20 protein-coding genes and 1 pseudogene are annotated in these 18076 nt (G+C 58.6%); 8 read left to right on the plus strand and 13 right to left on the minus strand.

Annotation, left to right across the window (positions count from 1 at the left end; all coding sequences use genetic code 11):
* From NWQ23_RS07715 to NWQ23_RS07730, 4 genes and pseudogenes are all read left to right on the plus strand, one after another.
* Positions 1–318: pseudogene (locus NWQ23_RS07715) on the plus strand (adenine deaminase C-terminal domain-containing protein); the annotation flags it as partial.
* Between the two features lie 470 nt (positions 319–788).
* Positions 789–1787 (plus strand): tRNA dihydrouridine(20/20a) synthase DusA, encoded by a 999-nt coding sequence (gene dusA / locus NWQ23_RS07720; protein ID WP_306165690.1) that lies wholly within the window; start codon positions 789–791, stop codon positions 1785–1787.
* Positions 1788–1797: 10 nt separating this feature from the next.
* The gene (locus NWQ23_RS07725) at positions 1798–2616 is read left to right on the plus strand and encodes a sulfite exporter TauE/SafE family protein (protein WP_306165691.1); all 819 of its coding nucleotides are present in this window, start codon (positions 1798–1800) and stop codon (positions 2614–2616) included.
* Positions 2610–3350 carry a hypothetical protein gene (locus NWQ23_RS07730; protein WP_306165693.1) on the plus strand — a complete coding sequence of 247 codons (741 nt, stop codon included), beginning with the start codon at positions 2610–2612 and terminating at the stop codon, positions 3348–3350. The genes NWQ23_RS07725 and NWQ23_RS07730 overlap by 7 nt, the downstream gene beginning before the upstream one ends.
* Here the strand turns inward: NWQ23_RS07730 and NWQ23_RS07735 are convergent.
* The gene (locus NWQ23_RS07735) at positions 3347–4012 is read right to left on the minus strand and encodes a YafY family protein (RefSeq protein WP_306165695.1); all 666 of its coding nucleotides are present in this window, start codon (positions 4010–4012) and stop codon (positions 3347–3349) included. The two genes, NWQ23_RS07730 and NWQ23_RS07735, sit on opposite strands and share 4 nt — an antisense overlap.
* A gap of 205 nt (positions 4013–4217) precedes the next feature.
* Between NWQ23_RS07735 and NWQ23_RS07740 the strand changes: the two genes are divergently transcribed.
* The 4 genes from NWQ23_RS07740 to NWQ23_RS07755 are packed head-to-tail and all read left to right on the plus strand — an operon-like array spanning position 4218 to position 6701.
* Entirely contained in the window at positions 4218–4430 is a 213-nt protein-coding gene (locus NWQ23_RS07740; RefSeq protein ID WP_306165745.1) for a twin-arginine translocase TatA/TatE family subunit, read from the plus strand.
* 35 nt (positions 4431–4465) lie between these two features.
* Positions 4466–4900 carry a Sec-independent protein translocase protein TatB gene (gene tatB, locus NWQ23_RS07745; protein WP_306165696.1) on the plus strand — a complete coding sequence of 145 codons (435 nt, stop codon included), beginning with the start codon at positions 4466–4468 and terminating at the stop codon, positions 4898–4900.
* Entirely contained in the window at positions 4897–5862 is a 966-nt protein-coding gene (locus NWQ23_RS07750; protein WP_306165697.1) for a twin-arginine translocase subunit TatC, read from the plus strand. The genes tatB and NWQ23_RS07750 overlap by 4 nt, the downstream gene beginning before the upstream one ends.
* Positions 5859–6701 (plus strand): ATP-binding protein, encoded by an 843-nt coding sequence (locus NWQ23_RS07755; protein ID WP_306165698.1) that lies wholly within the window; start codon positions 5859–5861, stop codon positions 6699–6701. Before NWQ23_RS07750 ends, NWQ23_RS07755 begins: the two co-directional genes overlap by 4 nt.
* 34 nt (positions 6702–6735) lie before the next feature.
* On the opposite strand, the gene NWQ23_RS07760 is transcribed toward NWQ23_RS07755, so the two are convergent.
* The 12 genes from NWQ23_RS07760 to NWQ23_RS07815 all read right to left on the minus strand — a co-directional run bounded on the left by NWQ23_RS07760 (position 6736) and on the right by NWQ23_RS07815 (position 18035).
* Positions 6736–7902, minus strand: coding sequence for a peptidoglycan DD-metalloendopeptidase family protein (locus NWQ23_RS07760; RefSeq protein ID WP_306165699.1), 1167 nt, complete (start codon positions 7900–7902; stop codon positions 6736–6738).
* 98 nt (positions 7903–8000) lie between these two features.
* Complete coding sequence (locus tag NWQ23_RS07765) at positions 8001–8642, minus strand: protein-L-isoaspartate(D-aspartate) O-methyltransferase (protein WP_306165700.1); 642 nt, start codon at positions 8640–8642, stop codon at positions 8001–8003.
* A complete protein-coding gene (gene surE, locus NWQ23_RS07770; RefSeq protein WP_306165702.1) occupies positions 8639–9424 on the minus strand; it encodes a 5'/3'-nucleotidase SurE in 786 nt (261 codons plus the stop codon). The genes NWQ23_RS07765 and surE overlap by 4 nt, the downstream gene beginning before the upstream one ends.
* A gap of 119 nt (positions 9425–9543) precedes the next feature.
* Positions 9544–10185, minus strand: coding sequence for an SDR family oxidoreductase (locus NWQ23_RS07775; protein ID WP_306165703.1), 642 nt, complete (start codon positions 10183–10185; stop codon positions 9544–9546).
* A gap of 39 nt (positions 10186–10224) precedes the next feature.
* Positions 10225–10491: a hypothetical protein gene (locus NWQ23_RS07780; protein ID WP_306165704.1), complete on the minus strand. Its 267-nt coding sequence runs from the start codon at positions 10489–10491 to the stop codon at positions 10225–10227.
* A 116-nt stretch (positions 10492–10607) separates the two neighbouring features.
* Entirely contained in the window at positions 10608–11012 is a 405-nt protein-coding gene (gene arsC / locus NWQ23_RS07785) for an arsenate reductase (glutaredoxin) (RefSeq protein ID WP_306165705.1), read from the minus strand.
* 3 nt (positions 11013–11015) lie between these two features.
* Entirely contained in the window at positions 11016–12473 is a 1458-nt protein-coding gene (purF, locus tag NWQ23_RS07790; protein WP_306165747.1) for an amidophosphoribosyltransferase, read from the minus strand.
* Positions 12474–12790: 317 nt separating this feature from the next.
* On the minus strand, positions 12791–13354 hold the full coding sequence (locus NWQ23_RS07795; protein ID WP_306165706.1) for a CvpA family protein: 564 nt from the start codon (positions 13352–13354) through the stop codon (positions 12791–12793).
* A gap of 22 nt (positions 13355–13376) precedes the next feature.
* Positions 13377–14741, minus strand: a complete 1365-nt coding sequence (gene radA / locus NWQ23_RS07800) for a DNA repair protein RadA (RefSeq protein WP_306165707.1) — start codon at positions 14739–14741, stop codon at positions 13377–13379.
* 39 nt (positions 14742–14780) lie between these two features.
* Complete coding sequence (locus tag NWQ23_RS07805) at positions 14781–15227, minus strand: paraquat-inducible protein A (RefSeq protein ID WP_306165708.1); 447 nt, start codon at positions 15225–15227, stop codon at positions 14781–14783.
* A gap of 43 nt (positions 15228–15270) precedes the next feature.
* On the minus strand, positions 15271–16308 hold the full coding sequence (gene alr / locus NWQ23_RS07810) for an alanine racemase (protein ID WP_306165709.1): 1038 nt from the start codon (positions 16306–16308) through the stop codon (positions 15271–15273).
* A gap of 236 nt (positions 16309–16544) precedes the next feature.
* Complete coding sequence (locus tag NWQ23_RS07815; protein ID WP_306165710.1) at positions 16545–18035, minus strand: replicative DNA helicase; 1491 nt, start codon at positions 18033–18035, stop codon at positions 16545–16547.
* Positions 18036–18076 lie beyond the last annotated feature (41 nt).

The raw sequence follows: 18076 nt of genomic DNA on the forward strand, positions 1-18076 counted from the left end.
GCCTGTGTCGGATTGGATTACGCGGATATGTAGTTGGCCGCCAATCGGCTGTCCGAGATTGAGGGTGGCTTTGTCGTGGCCCGCGATGGCAAAGTGCTGGCGGAACTTGCCTTGCCCATTGGCGGTTTGATGAGCCTTGACCCGTTTGAGCAAGTCCAGAGTGATCTCGAGAAGCTTCGCAGCGCCGCCTTTTCGCTGGGGGTGACGCTGAAAGAACCGTTCCTGCAACTGGCCTTTCTGGCCCTGCCGGTGATCCCGGCACTGAAGATCACGGACCGGGGCATTGTCGATGTGATGAGGTTTGAACTGCTTGGCTAGTCCGTGGCCGTTTTGAGCGAGTGCGCTACTGCTCCGCTGCCTGAATCGCATACACGCAACTGATCAATTAGAGCACCAAGTTTGGCGAAACTACGTTTTCAAAGGCTGACATATGATTTGGAAGTTCCGCAGAATTCTCGCTTGTCAGCGGTGAATTCCCAGATGCCGCCGAGACCGAAGGTATGTGTTGTCGAAAGGCGCAAAAGGCGGTCCATCGTCGTTCGCGCAGCAAATGACGACTACTTCCCGCAGATCGTGAGTTTGGGCTGTCCTAGATAAACGGCGGCAAATCTAAGCGCCCGCTTTGGGTAACATTACCACCGAGAAACGGGGATGGGCGGGGTGAGTTACATTATGGCGGCCAAGTCACATCTTGTGTTGTAACTCGACCAAGAATGGGCGCGGACAGGCATGAAACGGACTGAAATGATGCTCTGGCGCGATTGTGCGTGCTGCGGTAAACGTCCTCTATGGAAACAAACTCGCAGAATATCGCACCTTGGCGTTTGTCGATTGCCCCTATGATGGATTGGACAGACCGTCATTGCCGGTATCTCCATCGTTTGATGTCGCGGCATGTCTTGTTGTATACCGAAATGGTGACCGCGCCTGCTGTTGTTCACGGGGATCGGGACCGGTTGTTGGGCTTTGATCCCTTAGAGCAGCCGGTTGCCCTGCAACTGGGAGGGTCTGATCCTGCGCAACTGGCAGAGGCGGCGCGGATTGCCGAAGGGTTCGGTTATGCCGAGATCAACCTCAATTGCGGGTGTCCGTCGGATCGGGTCCAGTCGGGCAGCTTTGGGGCTGTGCTGATGGAAAACCCGGGTCTGGTCGCGGATTGTGTCGCCGCCATGATTGCAGCGGTGCGGGTGCCGGTGACGGTCAAATGCCGGATCGGGGTCGATGATCAGGACCCCCATGTCGTTTTGCCCGATTTTCTGGCGCGGGTCTCGGCTGCTGGCGTCGACCGTTTTTCGATCCATGCGCGCAAGGCATGGTTGCAGGGTCTGAGCCCGAAAGAGAACCGTGATATTCCGCCATTGGATTATGATTTAGTGATGCAGATGAAAGGGTTATTTCCCCATCTTCATCTATCTATCAACGGTGGTATCGGGTCATTGGATGAGGCCGAAGGTTTCTTGCAGCGCGGTCTGGACGGCGTCATGATCGGGCGCGCGGCCTATCACACACCCTGTGATATCCTGCTGGATGCCGATGCCCGCATTTTTGGCGATCCTTTGGGGCGGACGGCCGAAGAGGTCGTGCATCTGATGCTGCCCTATATTGCCAACCATCTTGCGCAGGGCGGGCGTTTAGGGCAGGTCACGCGGCATATGTTGGGGATGTTTCAAGGGCGTCCGGGCGCGCGTGGATGGCGCAGGCATCTGTCAGAGAACGCGCACATTGATGGTGCCGGTCCCGAAGTGGTCCTTGCCGCCCTTGATCATGTGACCCAGCGCGCAGCCTGAGGGGCAACCAATGGAAGACATGACCTTGCTTGCCAGCATGGTGGCAATCCTGCTGGTGGTTGGTGCCTTTGCCGGCATTCTTGCGGGGCTTTTGGGGGTTGGCGGCGGGTTGATCCTTGTGACGGCCTTCTTTTATGTCTTCCGCGCCTTGGGCTTTGACAGCCCGCAATTGATGCAGCTTTGCCTTGGCACCTCGCTTGCCACGATCATCGTCACGTCGTTGCGGTCGGTGGCCGCACACAACAAGAAAGACGCCGTGGATTGGCCCATTCTCAAGGCATGGGCGCTCGGCATTGCGGTTGGCGCGACGGTCGGCGTGGTGGTTGCGGCATCGCTCCGGTCCGAGACATTGCAGGCCATTTTTGGTATTCTTGCGATCACCGTTGGCCTTTATATGGCCTTTGGCCGCGAGGAATGGCGCTTGGGCGATCACATGCCGCGCGGCATCAAGCGGGCGGTACTGGCCCCGGTCATGGGCTTTCTTTCCGTTCTGATGGGGATTGGCGGGGGATCGTTCGGTGTGCCGGTGATGACACTTTACGGCGTGCCCATTCACCGCGCGGTCGCGACTGCGGCAGGTTTCGGGGTGCTGATCGCCGTGCCTTCGGTGATCGGGTTTCTGACGTTCGAGATTGCCAATGCCCCGCCATTCACGGTGGGGGCTGTCAACCTCGTGGCCTTTGGGCTGGTGGTGTCGATGACCTATCTCACGGCGCCGCTAGGTGCTGCTTTGGCGCATAGGATGGACCCCGTACCGCTCAGACGGGTCTTTGCGGGTTTTCTGATTTTGGTGGCGCTGAATATGCTGCGCAAGGCAGTGGGATGGTAGAGCAGGCGCTCAAGACCAAAGGCTATGCCGTCTTTGCCCCCGAACCGGCGGTCAGCGCCTGGGCCGATGCGGCCTATCGGGTCGGGTGCGAGGTGTTGCAGGGCGCAGGCGAGCGGCGGCATGGACGCACATGGTTTGTGGGCGTGGATGCCTTGCCGAATGCAACGGACGGGAGCGTGGCTGGTGTCCCTTTGGCAGGCGCATGGCTGGACCATGTGGCGGCACCGCAGCAATGGCATCTGGCGCAGTTGTCGGTCGTCTTTCCCGGCTATCCCCGACGCGATGCTGATGAGAGCGATGCGGCACATCGGTATCGGCGCAACCGTGATGCGGCCCATGTTGATGGTCTGCTTGCCGTCGGGCCTGAAAAGCGGCGGTATCTGCAAGAGCCGCACGGCTTTATCGTCGGTTTTCCGTTGAACCATGTGCCCGCGAGCCCGCTGGTGGTGTGGGAGGGAAGCCATGTGATGATGCGCGCGGCATTCGCCGGGGTGTTTGCGAACCACGCGCCGGATACTTGGGACAAGATTGATGTCACCGATGTCTATCAAGCCACCCGGAAGGTTATCTTTGAAGCCTGCCCGAGGGTGGAGATCACAGCCCGCCCCGGTCAAGCCATCCTGCTGGATCGTCATCTTGTGCATGGGGTCGCACCTTGGGATGCCGATCAGCACGGCGACATGCGGATGATGGCTTATTTTCGCCCGCTGATCGCACCGCAGGACTGGCTTTAACTTCCTTGCCGCAATGCATTGAAGTCGCGCAGTGATTTCCCTTTCTCATCGACAAAGAGGCTGGGCAGGATACGCATTCTGGTGATCTGGTCGACGCGGATTTCGTCGAAACCGGCCTTGCGTTCGCACCAGACCACGCAGGTCCAAAGGCGGCCCCAGTAGTCAATCTGCAAGGGGCGCACGGTGCGGGTTTCGTCTTGCAGCGTCAATTCCAGTTTCTGGCGGGTGCGGACCGCTTGGCGCAGGCTGGGCAAGTGCTGGAACCCGCGCGCGGCATCTGCAAAGGGGTAGATGGCAAAGCCATAGCCACTCGGTGCGCGGCTGCGATCCTCGGGCATCACGGCATCCAGTTTTGACGAAAGGGCGCGGGCGGCGGCAGACAGTTCTGCATCTGTGCTTTGGCCGACGGCGTGAAGTCCCAGATGGAGCGCTTCCATCTCGGTCATGGTCAGGTTCAGCGGGGGCAGGGTGATCGCGGCAGTCACACGATAGCCGATGCCGCGCTCGCCCTCGATGGGTACGCCAGAGGCAGCGAGGGTTTCCATGTCGCGGTAGATTGTACGTAATGATACCTGCGTGGCTGCGGCCAGATCGGAGGCGCGGTGCAGCGTCCCGTCACGCAGGAATTGGACAAGCTGCATAAGGCGGTCGGCGCGGCGCATGATCTTCCCTCCGATTCGGTGTAGTTTTGCCAATTTTCTGGCAACTGACAAGTTTTTGTCACTAAATTACAAAAACCCTTGTGAAAAAGGGGCTTATGATGCCTGAAATTTGCAATTCCCGCTTTCCTTGGTGCCCATCCGGGCCTATTTGTCTGGGCAGAGAGTTGAATTGACGCGGACAGCCAGTCCGCAAGAGGAGAGAGACATGCTCAATAATATTGGCCTTCCAGGTCTTCTTTTGATCGCAGTTGTGGTGCTGGTCCTTTTTGGACGCGGCAAGATTTCAAGCCTCATGGGTGAGGTTGGCAAGGGCATCACCGCCTTTAAGAAAGGTGTTGATGACGGCAAGAAAGAAATCGAAGACAGCATGGCTGACGCCAAAGACGTGACCCCAACCGAAGAAAAAGACAAAGTCTGATTGACTTGCTCATTTGATGTAAAGGACTGCGCCTGATGTTTGGTCTCGGCTGGAGCGAAATGTTGGTGATCGGCATCGTGGCCCTGATTGTCATCGGGCCCAAGGATTTCCCGCGCCTGTTCCGCACGATGGGGCAGTTCACGGGCAAGGCGCGCATGATGGCGCGGGAGTTTTCGCGCGCCATGGAACAGGCGGCCAACGACTCGGGGGTTAATGATATCTCCAAGACATTCAAGGCCGCTGCAAACCCGACAAAATTTGGCACCGACAAGCTCAAGGAAGCCACCGGCATGACAAAGGGGCCAGAGACCACGGCCCTGTCCGAAGAGCGTCAGGCTGCGAAGGAAAAAATGAGCAAAGCCATGGCGGATGCCGCTACCGAACGGAAAGCCCGAGAAACAGCAGAGGCAGCCAAGCCTGAAACGCCTGCGCCTGATACGGACAGCCCGTCACCCGAGGCAAAACAATGAGCGCCAACGACGATATCGAAGACAGCTCTGCCCCGCTGCTGGAACACCTGACAGAGTTGCGCTCGCGGCTGATCTATTCTGTATCGGCCTTTCTTGTCGGCATGATCATCTGTTTTTCATTCGGTGGCATGCTGCTTGATTTCCTGCTGATGCCGATTGAAAAAACCATGCGGAGCTTGGGTAATCCGAACCCGGTCATGCAGTATACCGCGCCGCAGGAATACTTTTTCACACTGATCCGTATTTCGGTGGTGGGGGGGCTGACGCTCTCCTTCCCGATCATCGCGTATCAACTCTGGCGTTTTGTGGCGCCGGGGCTTTACCGCAATGAAAAGAACGCATTCTTGCCCTTTATCATTGCCTCGCCAGTGCTTTTCCTGATTGGTGCGGCCTTCGCCCACTATATCGTTGTGCCACTGGCGATGGCCTTCTTTCTGGGCTTTGCGGACTTGCCGTCATTTGTGTCTGCCATAATGACCGACGCCTTGCCGCCACCCCCGGGCACTGAATTCCTGCCCGGTGCTGCGGCGGGGTTGGCCCTGCCGGACACGGGAATTGATATCGTTTTTAACGGCAAGGTGAATGAGACACTTGATATCACGCTCAAGATGATCGTGGCCTTCGGTGTGTGTTTCCAGTTGCCGGTGCTGCTAACCTTGATGGGCTCTGCCGGTCTGGCCAGTTCGCGCGGTTTGCGCGGGACACGCAAATACGCGGTTGTTGGCATCCTGATCGTTGCAGCCCTCGTGACCCCACCTGATGTCACAACCCAGTTGATCCTCTTTGTTGTGGTTTACGGTCTTTATGAGATTTCGATCCACCTGGTCGCGGCGGTGGAACGCAAGAAAGACCGTGCGGCCCGTGCCGAAGGGATCATTGGCGAAAACGAGAGCCTGTTCGATATCGACGAAGATGATCTTGGCGATGTAGAAGCCGCGGCTGACAAGGACCCCAAGGCGTGACCAAGAAGGCTCTGAAGCGGATTGCGGATGCGCTTGAACGTCTCAGCCCTGCGCCTCAGGCGGCACCGGACTTCTCGCAAGCCTCGGCCTTTGTGTGGCATGCGGATCCCGACCGTTTGGAACCCGTCACCAAGGTCAACCGCGTGGCCGTTGACCTTTTGGTCGGCGTCGACCGTTCGCGCGATACCTTGATGACGAATACGATCCAGTTTGCCGCCGGGCTGCCTGCAAACAACGCCTTGCTTTGGGGCGCGCGCGGGATGGGAAAGTCAAGTCTTGTCAAGGCCGTGCATGGCGCTGTTCATGCAAATTATGAAGCCCTCAAGATTGTCGAAGTGCAGCGTGAAGACCTGCCAAGCATCGGGCGTTGCCTGAACCTGCTGCGCGGTGCGCAAGAACGTTTCATCATGTTTTGCGATGACTTGTCATTCGGCCACGACGATGCCCATTACAAATCGCTCAAGGCGGTGCTGGATGGCGGTATCGAGGGGCGGCCTGAAAATGTCGTGCTTTATGCAACGTCGAACCGCCGCCATCTGATGCCGCGCGATATGATCGAAAACGAGCGGTCTTCTGCGATCTCTCCGTCCGAGGCGGTCGAGGAAAAGGTTTCGCTATCGGATCGCTTCGGGCTTTGGCTCGGGTTCCATCCTTGTGATCAGGATGACTATCTTGCGATGATCCGTGGCTATTGCGAGGCGCATGGTGTTGAGATTGACGATGCGACACTGCGGGCCGAAGCGATCGAGTGGCAGGCCACCCGCGGGAGCCGGTCCGGTCGGGTCGCATGGCAATATTTTACCGATCTCGCAGGCAGGCGCGGCGTCACGCTGGCGTAAGGTGGATCGTGATCCACCTTACCTCTCCATCTTCTTAGGGAAGAAAATCCGCCGGATCGAGGCTTTGCAACCCGCGTCGCACTTCAAAGTGCAAGAAGCTTGGATCAGCCGCCCGGACCTGCCCGATTGTCTGCCCGCGCGACACAGTTTCATCTTTGGCGACTGTCAGGTTGTCCATCTGAGTGTAAACCGTCAGCAGCCCGTCGCTGTGCTTGATCACGACAATCGCCCCGCCGCTGGTGTCGGCGGTGACGGCAGCCACTGTTCCGCTTCCTGCGGCCTTGACCGTTGCCCCGGCGGGCGCTGCGATATCAATGCCCTCGTTCTGGCCGGGGGCATAAGCGCGGATGATTGGCCCTTGTATCGGGATTTCGAAGCGCGCGCCGCTGCTTGCGGGCTGCGTGGCCTCGGAGCCAAGGTCCGGTGCGGCCGGGGCCGCCACGACGGCAAGCGGTGCGGCCGTGGAGTCATCGGGCAAAGGACGTGCTGCACTGGGTGGGACAGGTGTTACAGATCCGCTGCCGGGTTCTGTTACGTCAACCGCGGGCGTGGGCGCAGCAGCCTGCGCACCTTGCGGGATCAACAGGAATTGCCCCTCACGAATTGTGAATGCGGAATCAAGCGCGTTCCATTCCGCGATATTCGTCACAGGCACGTTGTAAAGCCGCGAAATCGAAAAGACGGTCTCGCCGCGCTGCACCTGATGGCGGATCGGTTCGGTACCGCTGACAACCGGGGCAGGGCTCGCGGCGGCGGCCGGTGCCGCAGGGAGAGCCGCTGTGGTCACGCCAGTATTTGTCGCATCGGCACGGTCAAGCGCGGTCGTCGCGACCGCAGTGACATCAAGTGACTGAACAGGCCCGGTTCCAAAGGCACCGGTCGCAGCTGACGGTTCTGGCACCCTTGCCGGCAGAGCAATGATTTCGTCCCGCCGCAAAATAACATCCGGTTCGATCCCGTTGAATGTGGCAAGCTCGTTGACATCGAAACCAAGACGTATCGCGATCTGCCGTATCGTGTCGTCACGCCGTGCCACGACCACCTGATAATTTGGGTAAGAGATCACGCCGCGATCATCAGGTCGGGGCCGACCTGGCAAATTCTGGACCGCAGAACTTGTGTCGAAACCATTGCCCACGTCGCGCAGGTCGGGATCAAAGCCTTCACATGCTGCAAGCGTGGCCACGGCTACTGTGGCCATCATCACGCGTCTTAGGGGGATATGCCCATTTGCCATCCTACCGCTCCTTGTGCCAAGTCGCCCCTTTTTGCTGGGGTCGTACCATATTTTGTGAGAGTTTACTCTGGTCCGAGCCCTTCTAGCAAGGGGACAAAGCGGACTGCGCGCAATTCATCGTATTCATAGCCTGTTTCGTGGCGTGTCACACGGATCAGACTTTGGACCGCATCCGACTGGCCCACCGGAAGCACCATGATCCCCCCAACCCTGAGTTGTGCAAGCAAGGGCCCGGGCGGGTCTTCGGCAGCCGCGGTCAGCAAAATCCGGTCAAAAGGGGCTTGCTCGGCAAAACCATAGCTGCCATCGGCGGTGAACGCGGTGATATTGGTGATGTCCTTGGCCTCGAAAACGTCCCGCGCGGCCTGGACCAGCCTGCGATATCTGTCCACGGTATAGACCCGGCGCGCCAGCTTGCTCAGGATCGCTGCTTGGTAGCCAGAGCCTGTCCCCACCTCCAGCACCTTGTCGCGTGCTGTGACTTGCAGCGCCTGGGTCATCAACCCCACAACAGAGGGCTGGCTGATCGTTTGCCCGCAAGCGATGGGCAGCGGCATGTCCTCATAGGCACGATCGGCAAATGTGCCTTTGACGTAATCGGCGCGGTCAACCTGTTCCATCGCGGTCAGGACCCGCGCATCGGTGACGCCCTTGCTGCGCAACGCGAAAAGGAATTGCATCTTTGTGGCCGCGTCAAACGTCACGAAAGCGCCTCTTTGAGGGTTGCAACCATGGTATAATCCGTCAGATCGGTCCGCATCGGTGTGATCGAGATATAGCCGTCAAGGTTGGCGGCCGCATCTGTGCCGGGTGCAGTCGGTTCATGCTGCGGGCCTCCTTTGACCCACAAGAACTTGCGCCCCGTGGGTGATGTCTGGGCTTCTGCCCGAAAACGGGTGTTGAGGCGAAACCCCTGGGTCGTCGCGGCCATGCCCTTGACCTGTGCAGCGGGGACGGGGGGGAAATTCACGTTGTAGAACAACCGGTAATCTTCCTCATCCCAAAGCGTATCATGCAAAAGCGCCCGCACGGTGGCGGCGCCATGGACCGCAGCAGCTTCGAAAGGGTCGTCGAGGTCTTTGTTGCCGTCGCCATAGAATTGCGACAGTGCTATCGACCGCACCCCTTGGAGCGCGCCTTCGATGCAGGCCCCGATCGTGCCGGAATAAAGCGTGTTCTCGGCAGCGTTGTTGCCCCGGTTCACACCAGAGAGGATCAGGTCAGGCGGTGTGTCCTTGAGCACATCATAGAGTCCTGCAATCACGCAGTCCGCAGGTGATCCTTCTGCCGCAAAACGCCGTTCTTCAAGCTGTGCGATCATGGTGGGATGGGTGTAGCTGATGCAGTGACCAACGCCGGATTGTTCGAACGCCGGCGCAACAGTCCAGACCTCGCCATCAGGGCCTGCAATCTCGGTCGCGATGTCGGTCAGTACCTTCAGGCCGGGGGCATTGATGCCGTCGTCGTTGGTGATCAGAATACGCATAGCCGCCCCTTTGCCGTTGCCCATGTTCCTAAGCGAGGGGGCAAGGTACGGCAAGACAGCGCGCAACACACGGGCGACGTTGTCGGATACCGTTGACACTGGGCAACGCTATTGCTCTTTCAGCCAAGGATCATGGGCAGAAGCCGCGCCGCTTCGGCGGCAGGTTCGGCCAGAACCGCGCGGTCTTCGCCCGGATAAAAGCGTGCGCGCGTTGCGGTCGGCATGGGGGCTGGCGTCAGAATCGACACTTTCGGTCCGGTCTTGACGCTTTCGGCCTGCCAGCTGCGGGCCAGCGCCATCTGTGCCGCCTTTGTTGCGCCATAGGCACCAAAGAATTGAGCGCCACCGCGCGGATCGTCAAAAAAGACCGCCTGACCGTTCTGCCCCAAAAGCGGGCTGACATAGGCGATCAGCCGCGCGGTCGCCTCGATGTTGATTGTCATTGATTTGGCAAGGTCCTTGGGGCCGATATGGCCGGCAGGGGCCAGAGGTGCCGCGTGGATTGCCGTATGCAGCCACAAATCAAGGTTGCCCCAGCGGTCAAAGATACCACGGCAAAGCTGCTGCATGGCCGCATCAATACTGATGTCCATAGGGGCAAGGGTTGCGTGGCCCCCCAGCGCCTGAATGGCGTCGTCAAGTTCCTCGAGCGCCCCCACAGTCTTGCCCACGGCAATGATGTGATGGGTGGGCGCGAGCGCTTTGGCAAGTGCGGCCCCTAGGCCACGCGAAGCACCGGTGATCAATACTGTTTTTGTCATGAAAGGCGTGATGTGCCGAACTTCGCTTCAGGTCAAGCACTAGCTTTGTGGCAGTTGCAAAGATTGCGTGCGCCCCCAGCGATCCGTCAGCAACACAAGGTCTTCGCCGATGGCTGTCACATGCACACCAAAAGCTTCGTCGCCGACATGCACCCGCGCAACATCTCCGCGCGAAGAGCGCAGCAGGGCGGTTGCCCCGTCATGGGCCGCGATCAAGCCGATAACAGACAGCGCATCCAGCGCCAATGCATCAGGCATCGTGGCCTTTTCGGCCACGAGAGCCGATTCTGAGGGTATTTCTGCCATTGTGATACTGCGTCAATTTTTGCTGTTGGCGCGCTCATGCCAGAGCCGCGCAGCAAACAAAAGAGACAAATCGCCGCCCTAAGCTGCGCCACTGCCTTATTCCGATCACATCGCCGTTAGGGGGCGACGATCAGGGCACCGTCTTCCTTATAGACTGCTGTGGTCAGCGGGATTTCCAGAAGCGGCAGCACGGCCTCGGAAGGACGGCAAAGGGCCACGCCTTTGGGGGTGCAAACAATGGGTCGGTTGACAAGGATCGGATGTGCCACCATCGCATCCAGCAGCGCATCATCACTGACTGCGGGGTCAAGCAGGCCAAGCTCTTCTGCGGGTGATTTCGAGGTCCGCAAAGCGGCGCGCGGCGTGAGGTCGGCGGCGGCAAAAAGCGCCTGAAGCTGCGGCCGTGTCCAGCCAGTCTTGAGGTATTCAATCACGACCGGTTCAGTCCCGGAGGCGCGGATCACGGCCAAGACATTGCGCGACGTGCCGCAATCGGGGTTGTGGTGGATGACGGTCGGCATGGACTACTCCGCAGCTGTTTTTGCCACAAACCCCTGTTCGATCATATCGGACGGGGCAACAGGGTATTCGCCCGAGAAACAGGCATCGCAGTAGGCTGGTGCGGTCTTGTCGCGGCCCTTTGCCTCGCCCACGGCACGGTAAAGCCCGTCGAGCGAGATGAACTTGAGGCTGTCGACCCCCAAGTGGTCCCGCATTTCCTCTTCTGACATGGTCGCGGCCAGCAGTTTTTCGCGCTGTGGCGTGTCCACCCCGTAAAAGCAAGGCCAGGCCGTAGGCGGAGAGGCAATCCGGAAATGCACCTCGGCCGCACCGGCATCAAGGATCATCTCCTTGATCTTGCGACTGGTGGTGCCGCGCACCACGCTGTCATCGACCAAGATTACCCGTTTGCCTTTGATCAGCGCGCGGTTGACGTTCAGTTTCAGACGTACACCCATGTTGCGGATGCTTTCGGTCGGTTCGATAAAGGTCCGGCCCATGTATTGGTTGCGGATGATCCCCATCGCGTAGGGAATACCCGATTGCAGCGAATAGCCGATGGCCGCAGGCGTGCCGCTGTCAGGAACTGGGCAAACCAGATCAGCCTCGACCGGCGCTTCTTTGGCAAGTTCGCGGCCGATATTTTCGCGGGTTTCATAGACAGACCGCCCGCCAAGGATGCTGTCAGGGCGGCTGAAATAGACATGCTCGAAGATGCAGAACCGCGATTTCTTGGGGCGGAAGGGGAAATGGCTTGAAACGCCTTTTTCGGTGACGACGACCATTTCGCCCGGTTCGATCTCGCGGACGAACTCTGCACCGATGATGTCCAGCGCGCAGGTTTCCGATGACAGCGCCCAGCCGTCACCGATCTTGCCCAGAACCAAGGGGCGCACACCCAACGGGTCGCGGCAGCCGATCAGCTTGGTGCGTGTCATGGCGACGATGGAAAACGCGCCTTCGACCTTGCGCAGGGCTTCTTCCATGCGGTCGGGGATGGTCCGGCCCATCGAGCGGGCCATCAGGTGAATGATGCATTCGGTGTCAGAGGAGCTTTGAAAGATCGACCCGCGCTCGATCAATTCGCGGCGCAGCGACAGCGCATTGGTGATGTTGCCGTTATGCGCAATGGCAGCACCGCCCATCGAGAACTCGCCAAAGAATGGCTGCACATCGCGCAGCGCCGTTTGACCTTTGGACCCGGAGGTCGAATACCGCACATGCCCGATCCCGATACTGCCGGGCAGCATTTTCATGATTTTCGGGCTGGTGAAATTATCCCGCACCAGTCCCAGACGACGCTGCTGGTTAAAGCCGGTTTCAGGACAATAGGTGACAATGCCGCCCGCTTCTTGGCCGCGATGTTGCAGGGCATGTAAGCCAAGCGCGACAAAATTCGCAGAGTCGGTGACACCGACAACGCCAAAGACGCCACATTCCTCTCGCAGTTTATCGTCATCAAAGGGATGGGCGGGGGGCATGAGGATGGACAAGAGGGCAGCTCCGAATCCGTTTTCAGGGATGTTACCCCCTCTTAGTCGCTCAGGGGCGCGGTGTCACGAAACCTTCGTGATCTAGGCGCCAAAAGCCATCACAGCCAAAGGCAAGGCGGCACCGGTGGCCAGAACGGCAAGGACCATCGCAATGGTTTGCAAAACACGTTTCATTTGCACGCCCGCTCCACGCTGGTGTCGCTATCCGGTCATTCCAAACGGCCTGCGGATCAATCGGCAACATAAACGCGCCGCGCCCCCTTTGCGGAGGGCGAAGCAAAAAGCCTGTGCTGTAAATTCAGGCGCTACTCGGCAGGTGCGCCACAGTTGCCGACCAACTGCTGGTACTGCTCTGTGATCCAGCCCAAGGCTTGCTCTGGATTTTGCTGTTCGATCTGACCAGTCAGCTGCGCAAAGACTTCGGCGGAACGGCTTTCGTCGATCACGGCAAACTGTTGGGTCGCAAAGATCGTGTCGTAGACAAAGAAGGCGACCGCCACGAGCAGGATGCCCCGCAGGACGCCAAAGAAGAAACCAAGCCCTTGGTCAACGCCACCAAGCGCCGAGCGTTGAACGACGCTCGAGAACAGAGGCGTGAAGATGGACACAACGACAAGAGCCACCGCAAAAACAGCGGCAAAGGCGGCAATAATCGCCAGTTCGCAGCTATCCCCGATGAAATCGCCCACGACCGGGATCTGGCGCACGAGTGGTTCCACCTGATCGGCAAAGATAAAGGCCACGATTGTTGCACCAATCCAGCCCAAGATCGCCATCGTCTCGCGGACAAAACCGCGGCTGTAGGCAAGAACGCCCGACAACAACACGATAATCGCGACGCCCGCGTCGACGAGTGTGAAACCTTCCATTGCCTGTCTCCTGCCTCAGACGCTAACGCGCGCCGAATACCTCTTGTACAAAACCGGCAAGGTCCACAGAAACACGCAGAGCCAGACCGGATACCGCAGGCTGTTTGGCCTGTTGCGGTATGATCGCTGTTGTAAAACCAAGTTTCTGCGCTTCTTTCAATCTATTTTCGGTCTGGGCCACCGGACGCAGCGCACCTGACAGGCTGATTTCCCCGAAAACCACCGCTTCGGCGGGCAATGCGGCGTCTTCGCGGGCCGATACCAAGGCTGCTGCAACGGCAAGGTCTGCACCGGGCTCTGTGATGCGCAAACCCCCTGCTACATTGAGGTAAACGTCCAATCCGGTGAAGGGCACGCCACAGCGCGATTCGAGTACCGCAAGGATCATTGCAAGCCGCCCACCATCCCATCCGACCACGGACCGGCGCGGTTGGCTGTGTGGCGAAGGAGCCACAAGTGCCTGGATCTCGCAAAGCATCGGGCGGGTGCCTTCAAAGCCCGCAAACACGACTGAACCCGGTGTAGGGGCGCCGCGTTCGGACAGAAACAGGGCCGAGGGATTCTTGACTTCCGCCAGTCCCTTACCCGTCATTTCAAAGACACCGATCTCGTCGGCAGGACCAAAGCGGTTCTTGACCGAACGCAGAATGCGGAACTGGTGCCCGCGTTCGCCTTCGAAATAAAGGACCGTATCGACCATATGTTCGACAACACGCGGCCCCGCAATCGAGCCGTCTTTGGTCACATGCCCGACCATGACAACCGACATGCCGTTGCGCTTGGCGAACGTGGTCAACTCATGCGCAGAGGACCGGACCTGCGACACGCTGCCGGGCGCGCTGTCCACATTGTCGGCCCACATGGTCTGAATGGAATCGATGATCGCAAGATCAGGCTTTTCGGCCTCCAGAGTGGTCAGGATATCGCGCAGGTTTGTTTCAGCGGCAAGCAGCACCGGGCTTTTCTCCAGCCCAAGGCGGCGGGCACGCATCTGGACCTGCGCATTTGATTCCTCGCCGGAAATATAGATAACTTTCAGACCGTTACGGGCAAATCTTGCAGCGGCTTGCAGCAGCAGCGTTGACTTGCCGATCCCCGGATCACCACCCACCAGAAGTGCAGAGGCTTTGACCAAGCCACCCCCCAGAACGCGGTCAAGCTCGCCCACGCCAGCCTGGGTGCGGGGCGGTTCCTTTTCTTGGGTGTCCAGATCTGTCAGCGGGATTGGTGTGCCGCGCAATGCCCCCAGCGATTTGCCCTTGGGTCCGCTGGACAAGGCTTTGGATTCGCTGATCGTGTTCCACGCCTGACAGGCATCACATTGGCCGGACCACTTGCGAAACGCAGCGCCACAGGCAGAGCAGGAAAAGGAGAAATCTTTGGCCATGTTCACCTTTTGGACCAATTCGGGCCGCTGGGCAATGGCTTATGATTTTGCCTTGGCTTGCGGCGTCAGGGCAGAGATGACGATAGAGGCCAGAATGCAGGCCGTAAACAGATACAGCCCCCAGCCGGTTTCGACCCGCCCCACGCCAACACCCTTGATCACAACGATATAAAGCGCGATCAGAAACACATCGGCCATAGCCAGTTTTCCGATCCACGACAGCGCGGGTAAAGTCTTATCTTTCAGAAGGTTAAAATGCACAAGTGCGATGCCGATGGTCTTGAGGTAGGGCGCGAAAAGCGCAAATGCAGTGACCAGAAGTGCCAGCGCCACATCACTTTTCCAAAGCGCCTGCATCCCCGATATCACTGAAATTTCGCTGAGCCCGAACAGTGGCAGCAAGCCCGCCCGCATCAGCGGCGCGAACCAAGCAATTGGAAAGAGGATCAGAAGGGAAAGGTTGGCGATCCGCAGGACATTCAGCATGGGGTGTCTTCCTTACAACAATCAGCGCAAGTCGCTGGCGCGATCACTTGCCATAGGTCTTGCGCTCGTACCGTCGGCCAAGTTGCGTCAGAATCTCGTATCCGATGGTATTTGCGGCCTTTGCCAGATCATCAACTGTCTGCTGTGGACCGATCAACGTGAGTTTCGCCGGTGTGTCGGGCAGGTCGGTGATATCAATCGTCAAAAGGTCCATGGACACCCGCCCCACCAAAGGACAAGGAATATCGCCATGATAAAGTATCGCCTTGTCCGACAAAATACGTGCAATCCCGTCCGCATAACCACCTGATACGGTGGCAATCCGTGACGGACGCTCTGCCTGCCATGCATTGGCATAGCCCACGACTTCACCCTCGGCCACATCGCGCACTTGCACGATAGGTAGATCCAATTCGACCGTCGGCGTTGCGGTCGCAAAAGGCAGGCCGCCATAAAGACCGATCCCCGGGCGGGTCAGATCAAAGTGGTAGGCAGGCCCCAGCAGGATGCCACCGGTCGCCGCAAACGAGCGCGGCACCTGAATGCCGTCGGTCATTTTGCGAAAGTTTTCAAGCTGGTAGGGGTTCATCGGATGGTCAGGTTCATCCGCACAAGCCAGATGCGACATGACCAGCGTCGGGTTCTGCGCCAGGGCCAGTTCCGCAATCGCGGCCCATTCCTGCATTTCCATGCCCAAACGGTTCATGCCCGTATCAAGCTGGATGCCAAAAGGATGGCCGGGCAGGGTTTCAAAGTGATGTGTCAGTTGCTCCACCGAATTCAGCATCGGTGTCAGGCGCAAATCGCGGATCAGTTCCGTGTCGCCCTTCATATGACCCGAAAAGACATTGATTTCAGGCTTTGGCCCCAATTCCTCGCGGATCGGTACGGCCTCTTCGGCGACGGCGACAAAGAACTGGCGCACGCCAGCCTTGAACAGGGCCTTGGCGACATTGGCTGCGCCCAGACCATAGCCGTTGGCCTTGACGACGGCGGCGGTTCTGCAATTGGTCATGGCGTCAAGCGCGCGCCAATTGGCGACGACAGCGTCAAGGTCAATCGTGAGGCGTCCAGTGCTCATGCCAGTCTTTTGGCAGGGGTGGGCCTAGGCGGCAAGTCCTTTACCGTGGGGGGCGCCGCGAAGCGGATCAGAGCGTGGTCCCGCTGCAATGGTCAACACCCGCGTGACAGGCCAGCGTATCGGCCGCCTTTTTGAGCTCTTTGCCGACACGCGTGCCGGCAATCGCATAAGGGCCATTTCTTTGCCCCGATGCATCCGTTCCTGAAGCCGGAAAAGAAAGAGCCCGCAGAATAAGATCAGTATTGGTCTTCGTGCGGGGCCTGTTGCCATTCTTTTGCGAGATTGCCAAAGCGGGTGAACTCGGCCGTAAATGACAGTTCGACCATGCCAATCGGCCCGTGACGCTGCTTGCCGACAATGACTTCGGCTTTGGCATGCAGGCGGGACATCTTATCCTTCCAAGCGGCCATGGCTTCCATATTGTCATCCTCCGGCTTCTCACGCTCGGTATAATATTCGCCGCGATAAACGAACATGACGACATCGGCATCTTGCTCGATGGACCCGGATTCGCGCAGGTCCGACAATTGCGGGCGCTTGTCTTCACGGTTTTCAACCTGCCGTGAAAGCTGTGACAGGGCGATGACGGGGATGTTCAGTTCCTTGGCAATCGCCTTGAGGCCCATGGAAATTTCGCCAATCTCCTGCACACGGTTCTCGGACGTGCCGCGCACAAGCTGCAAGTAGTCCACAATCAACAAATCAAGCCCATGGGTGCGCTTGAGGCGACGCGCGCGCGCCGAAAGCTGTGAAATCGGGATCGCCGCAGTGTCATCAATATAAAGCGGACAAGACTCGAGTTTCTTCGCCGCATCCACAAAGCGGCGGAACTCGCCTTCGGTCATGTCGCCTTGGCGTATTTTATGCGACGAAATTTCCGAGGCTTCCGAAAGAATACGACCCGCCAACTGCTCGGCACTCATTTCCAGGGAAAAGAACCCGACCACACCACCATCAACCGCACCTTCGGTTCCATCTTGCAGGATGCCCTTGCGATAGGCCTTGGCGACATTATAGGCGATATTTGTGGCCAGCGAGGTCTTGCCCATCGACGGACGGCCCGCAAGGATCAAGAGATCGGATTTGTGCAAGCCACCAAGCTTGCTATCCAGATCCTTCAATCCTGTTGCAACACCCGCAAGCCCGCCTGAACGCTGATAAGCGGAGTTGGCGACATTCACCGCCTGTGTCACCGCAGCAAGAAAAGATTGAAATCCTTTTTCGGTAGACCCTTGCTCCGCCAATGAATAAAGCGCTTGTTCGGCCTCGACGATCTGTTCTTTGGGTTCGCTGTCAACATTCACAGAGGCCGCTTTGTCTGCAATGTCGCGGCCAAGACGGATCAATTCGCGCCGCGTCGCAAAGTCATAGATCATCTGCGCATAATCTCGTGCCGCAAACGATGAAATCGCCGCCCCCGCAAGCCGCGCAAGATAGGACGGCCCGCCAAGCTCTTGTAAGCCCTCGTCTTCCTCAAGGAACGCCTTGAGCGTCACAGGGCTCGCCAGCATGTTTTTGGTAATGCGATCGGCGGCGGTTTCGAAGATTCGGGCGTGGACCGGATCATAGAAGTGCTTGGGGCCGATGATCGACGCAATCCGGTCAAACACGTCGTTGTTGGTCAGGATAGCGCCCAAGAGCTGCTGTTCGGCCTCAATCGAATGGGGCATCTGATCGATCGATGCCTGCTCGATCCCGGTTGGATTAAATGCAGCTATTTCGTTCATGACCATCCCTCACATCGCGCCCGTGTCCTCTTAGCAGCCTG

The sequence above is a fragment of the Yoonia sp. genome, assembly GCF_030731595.1.
Taxonomy (GTDB): domain Bacteria; phylum Pseudomonadota; class Alphaproteobacteria; order Rhodobacterales; family Rhodobacteraceae; genus Yoonia.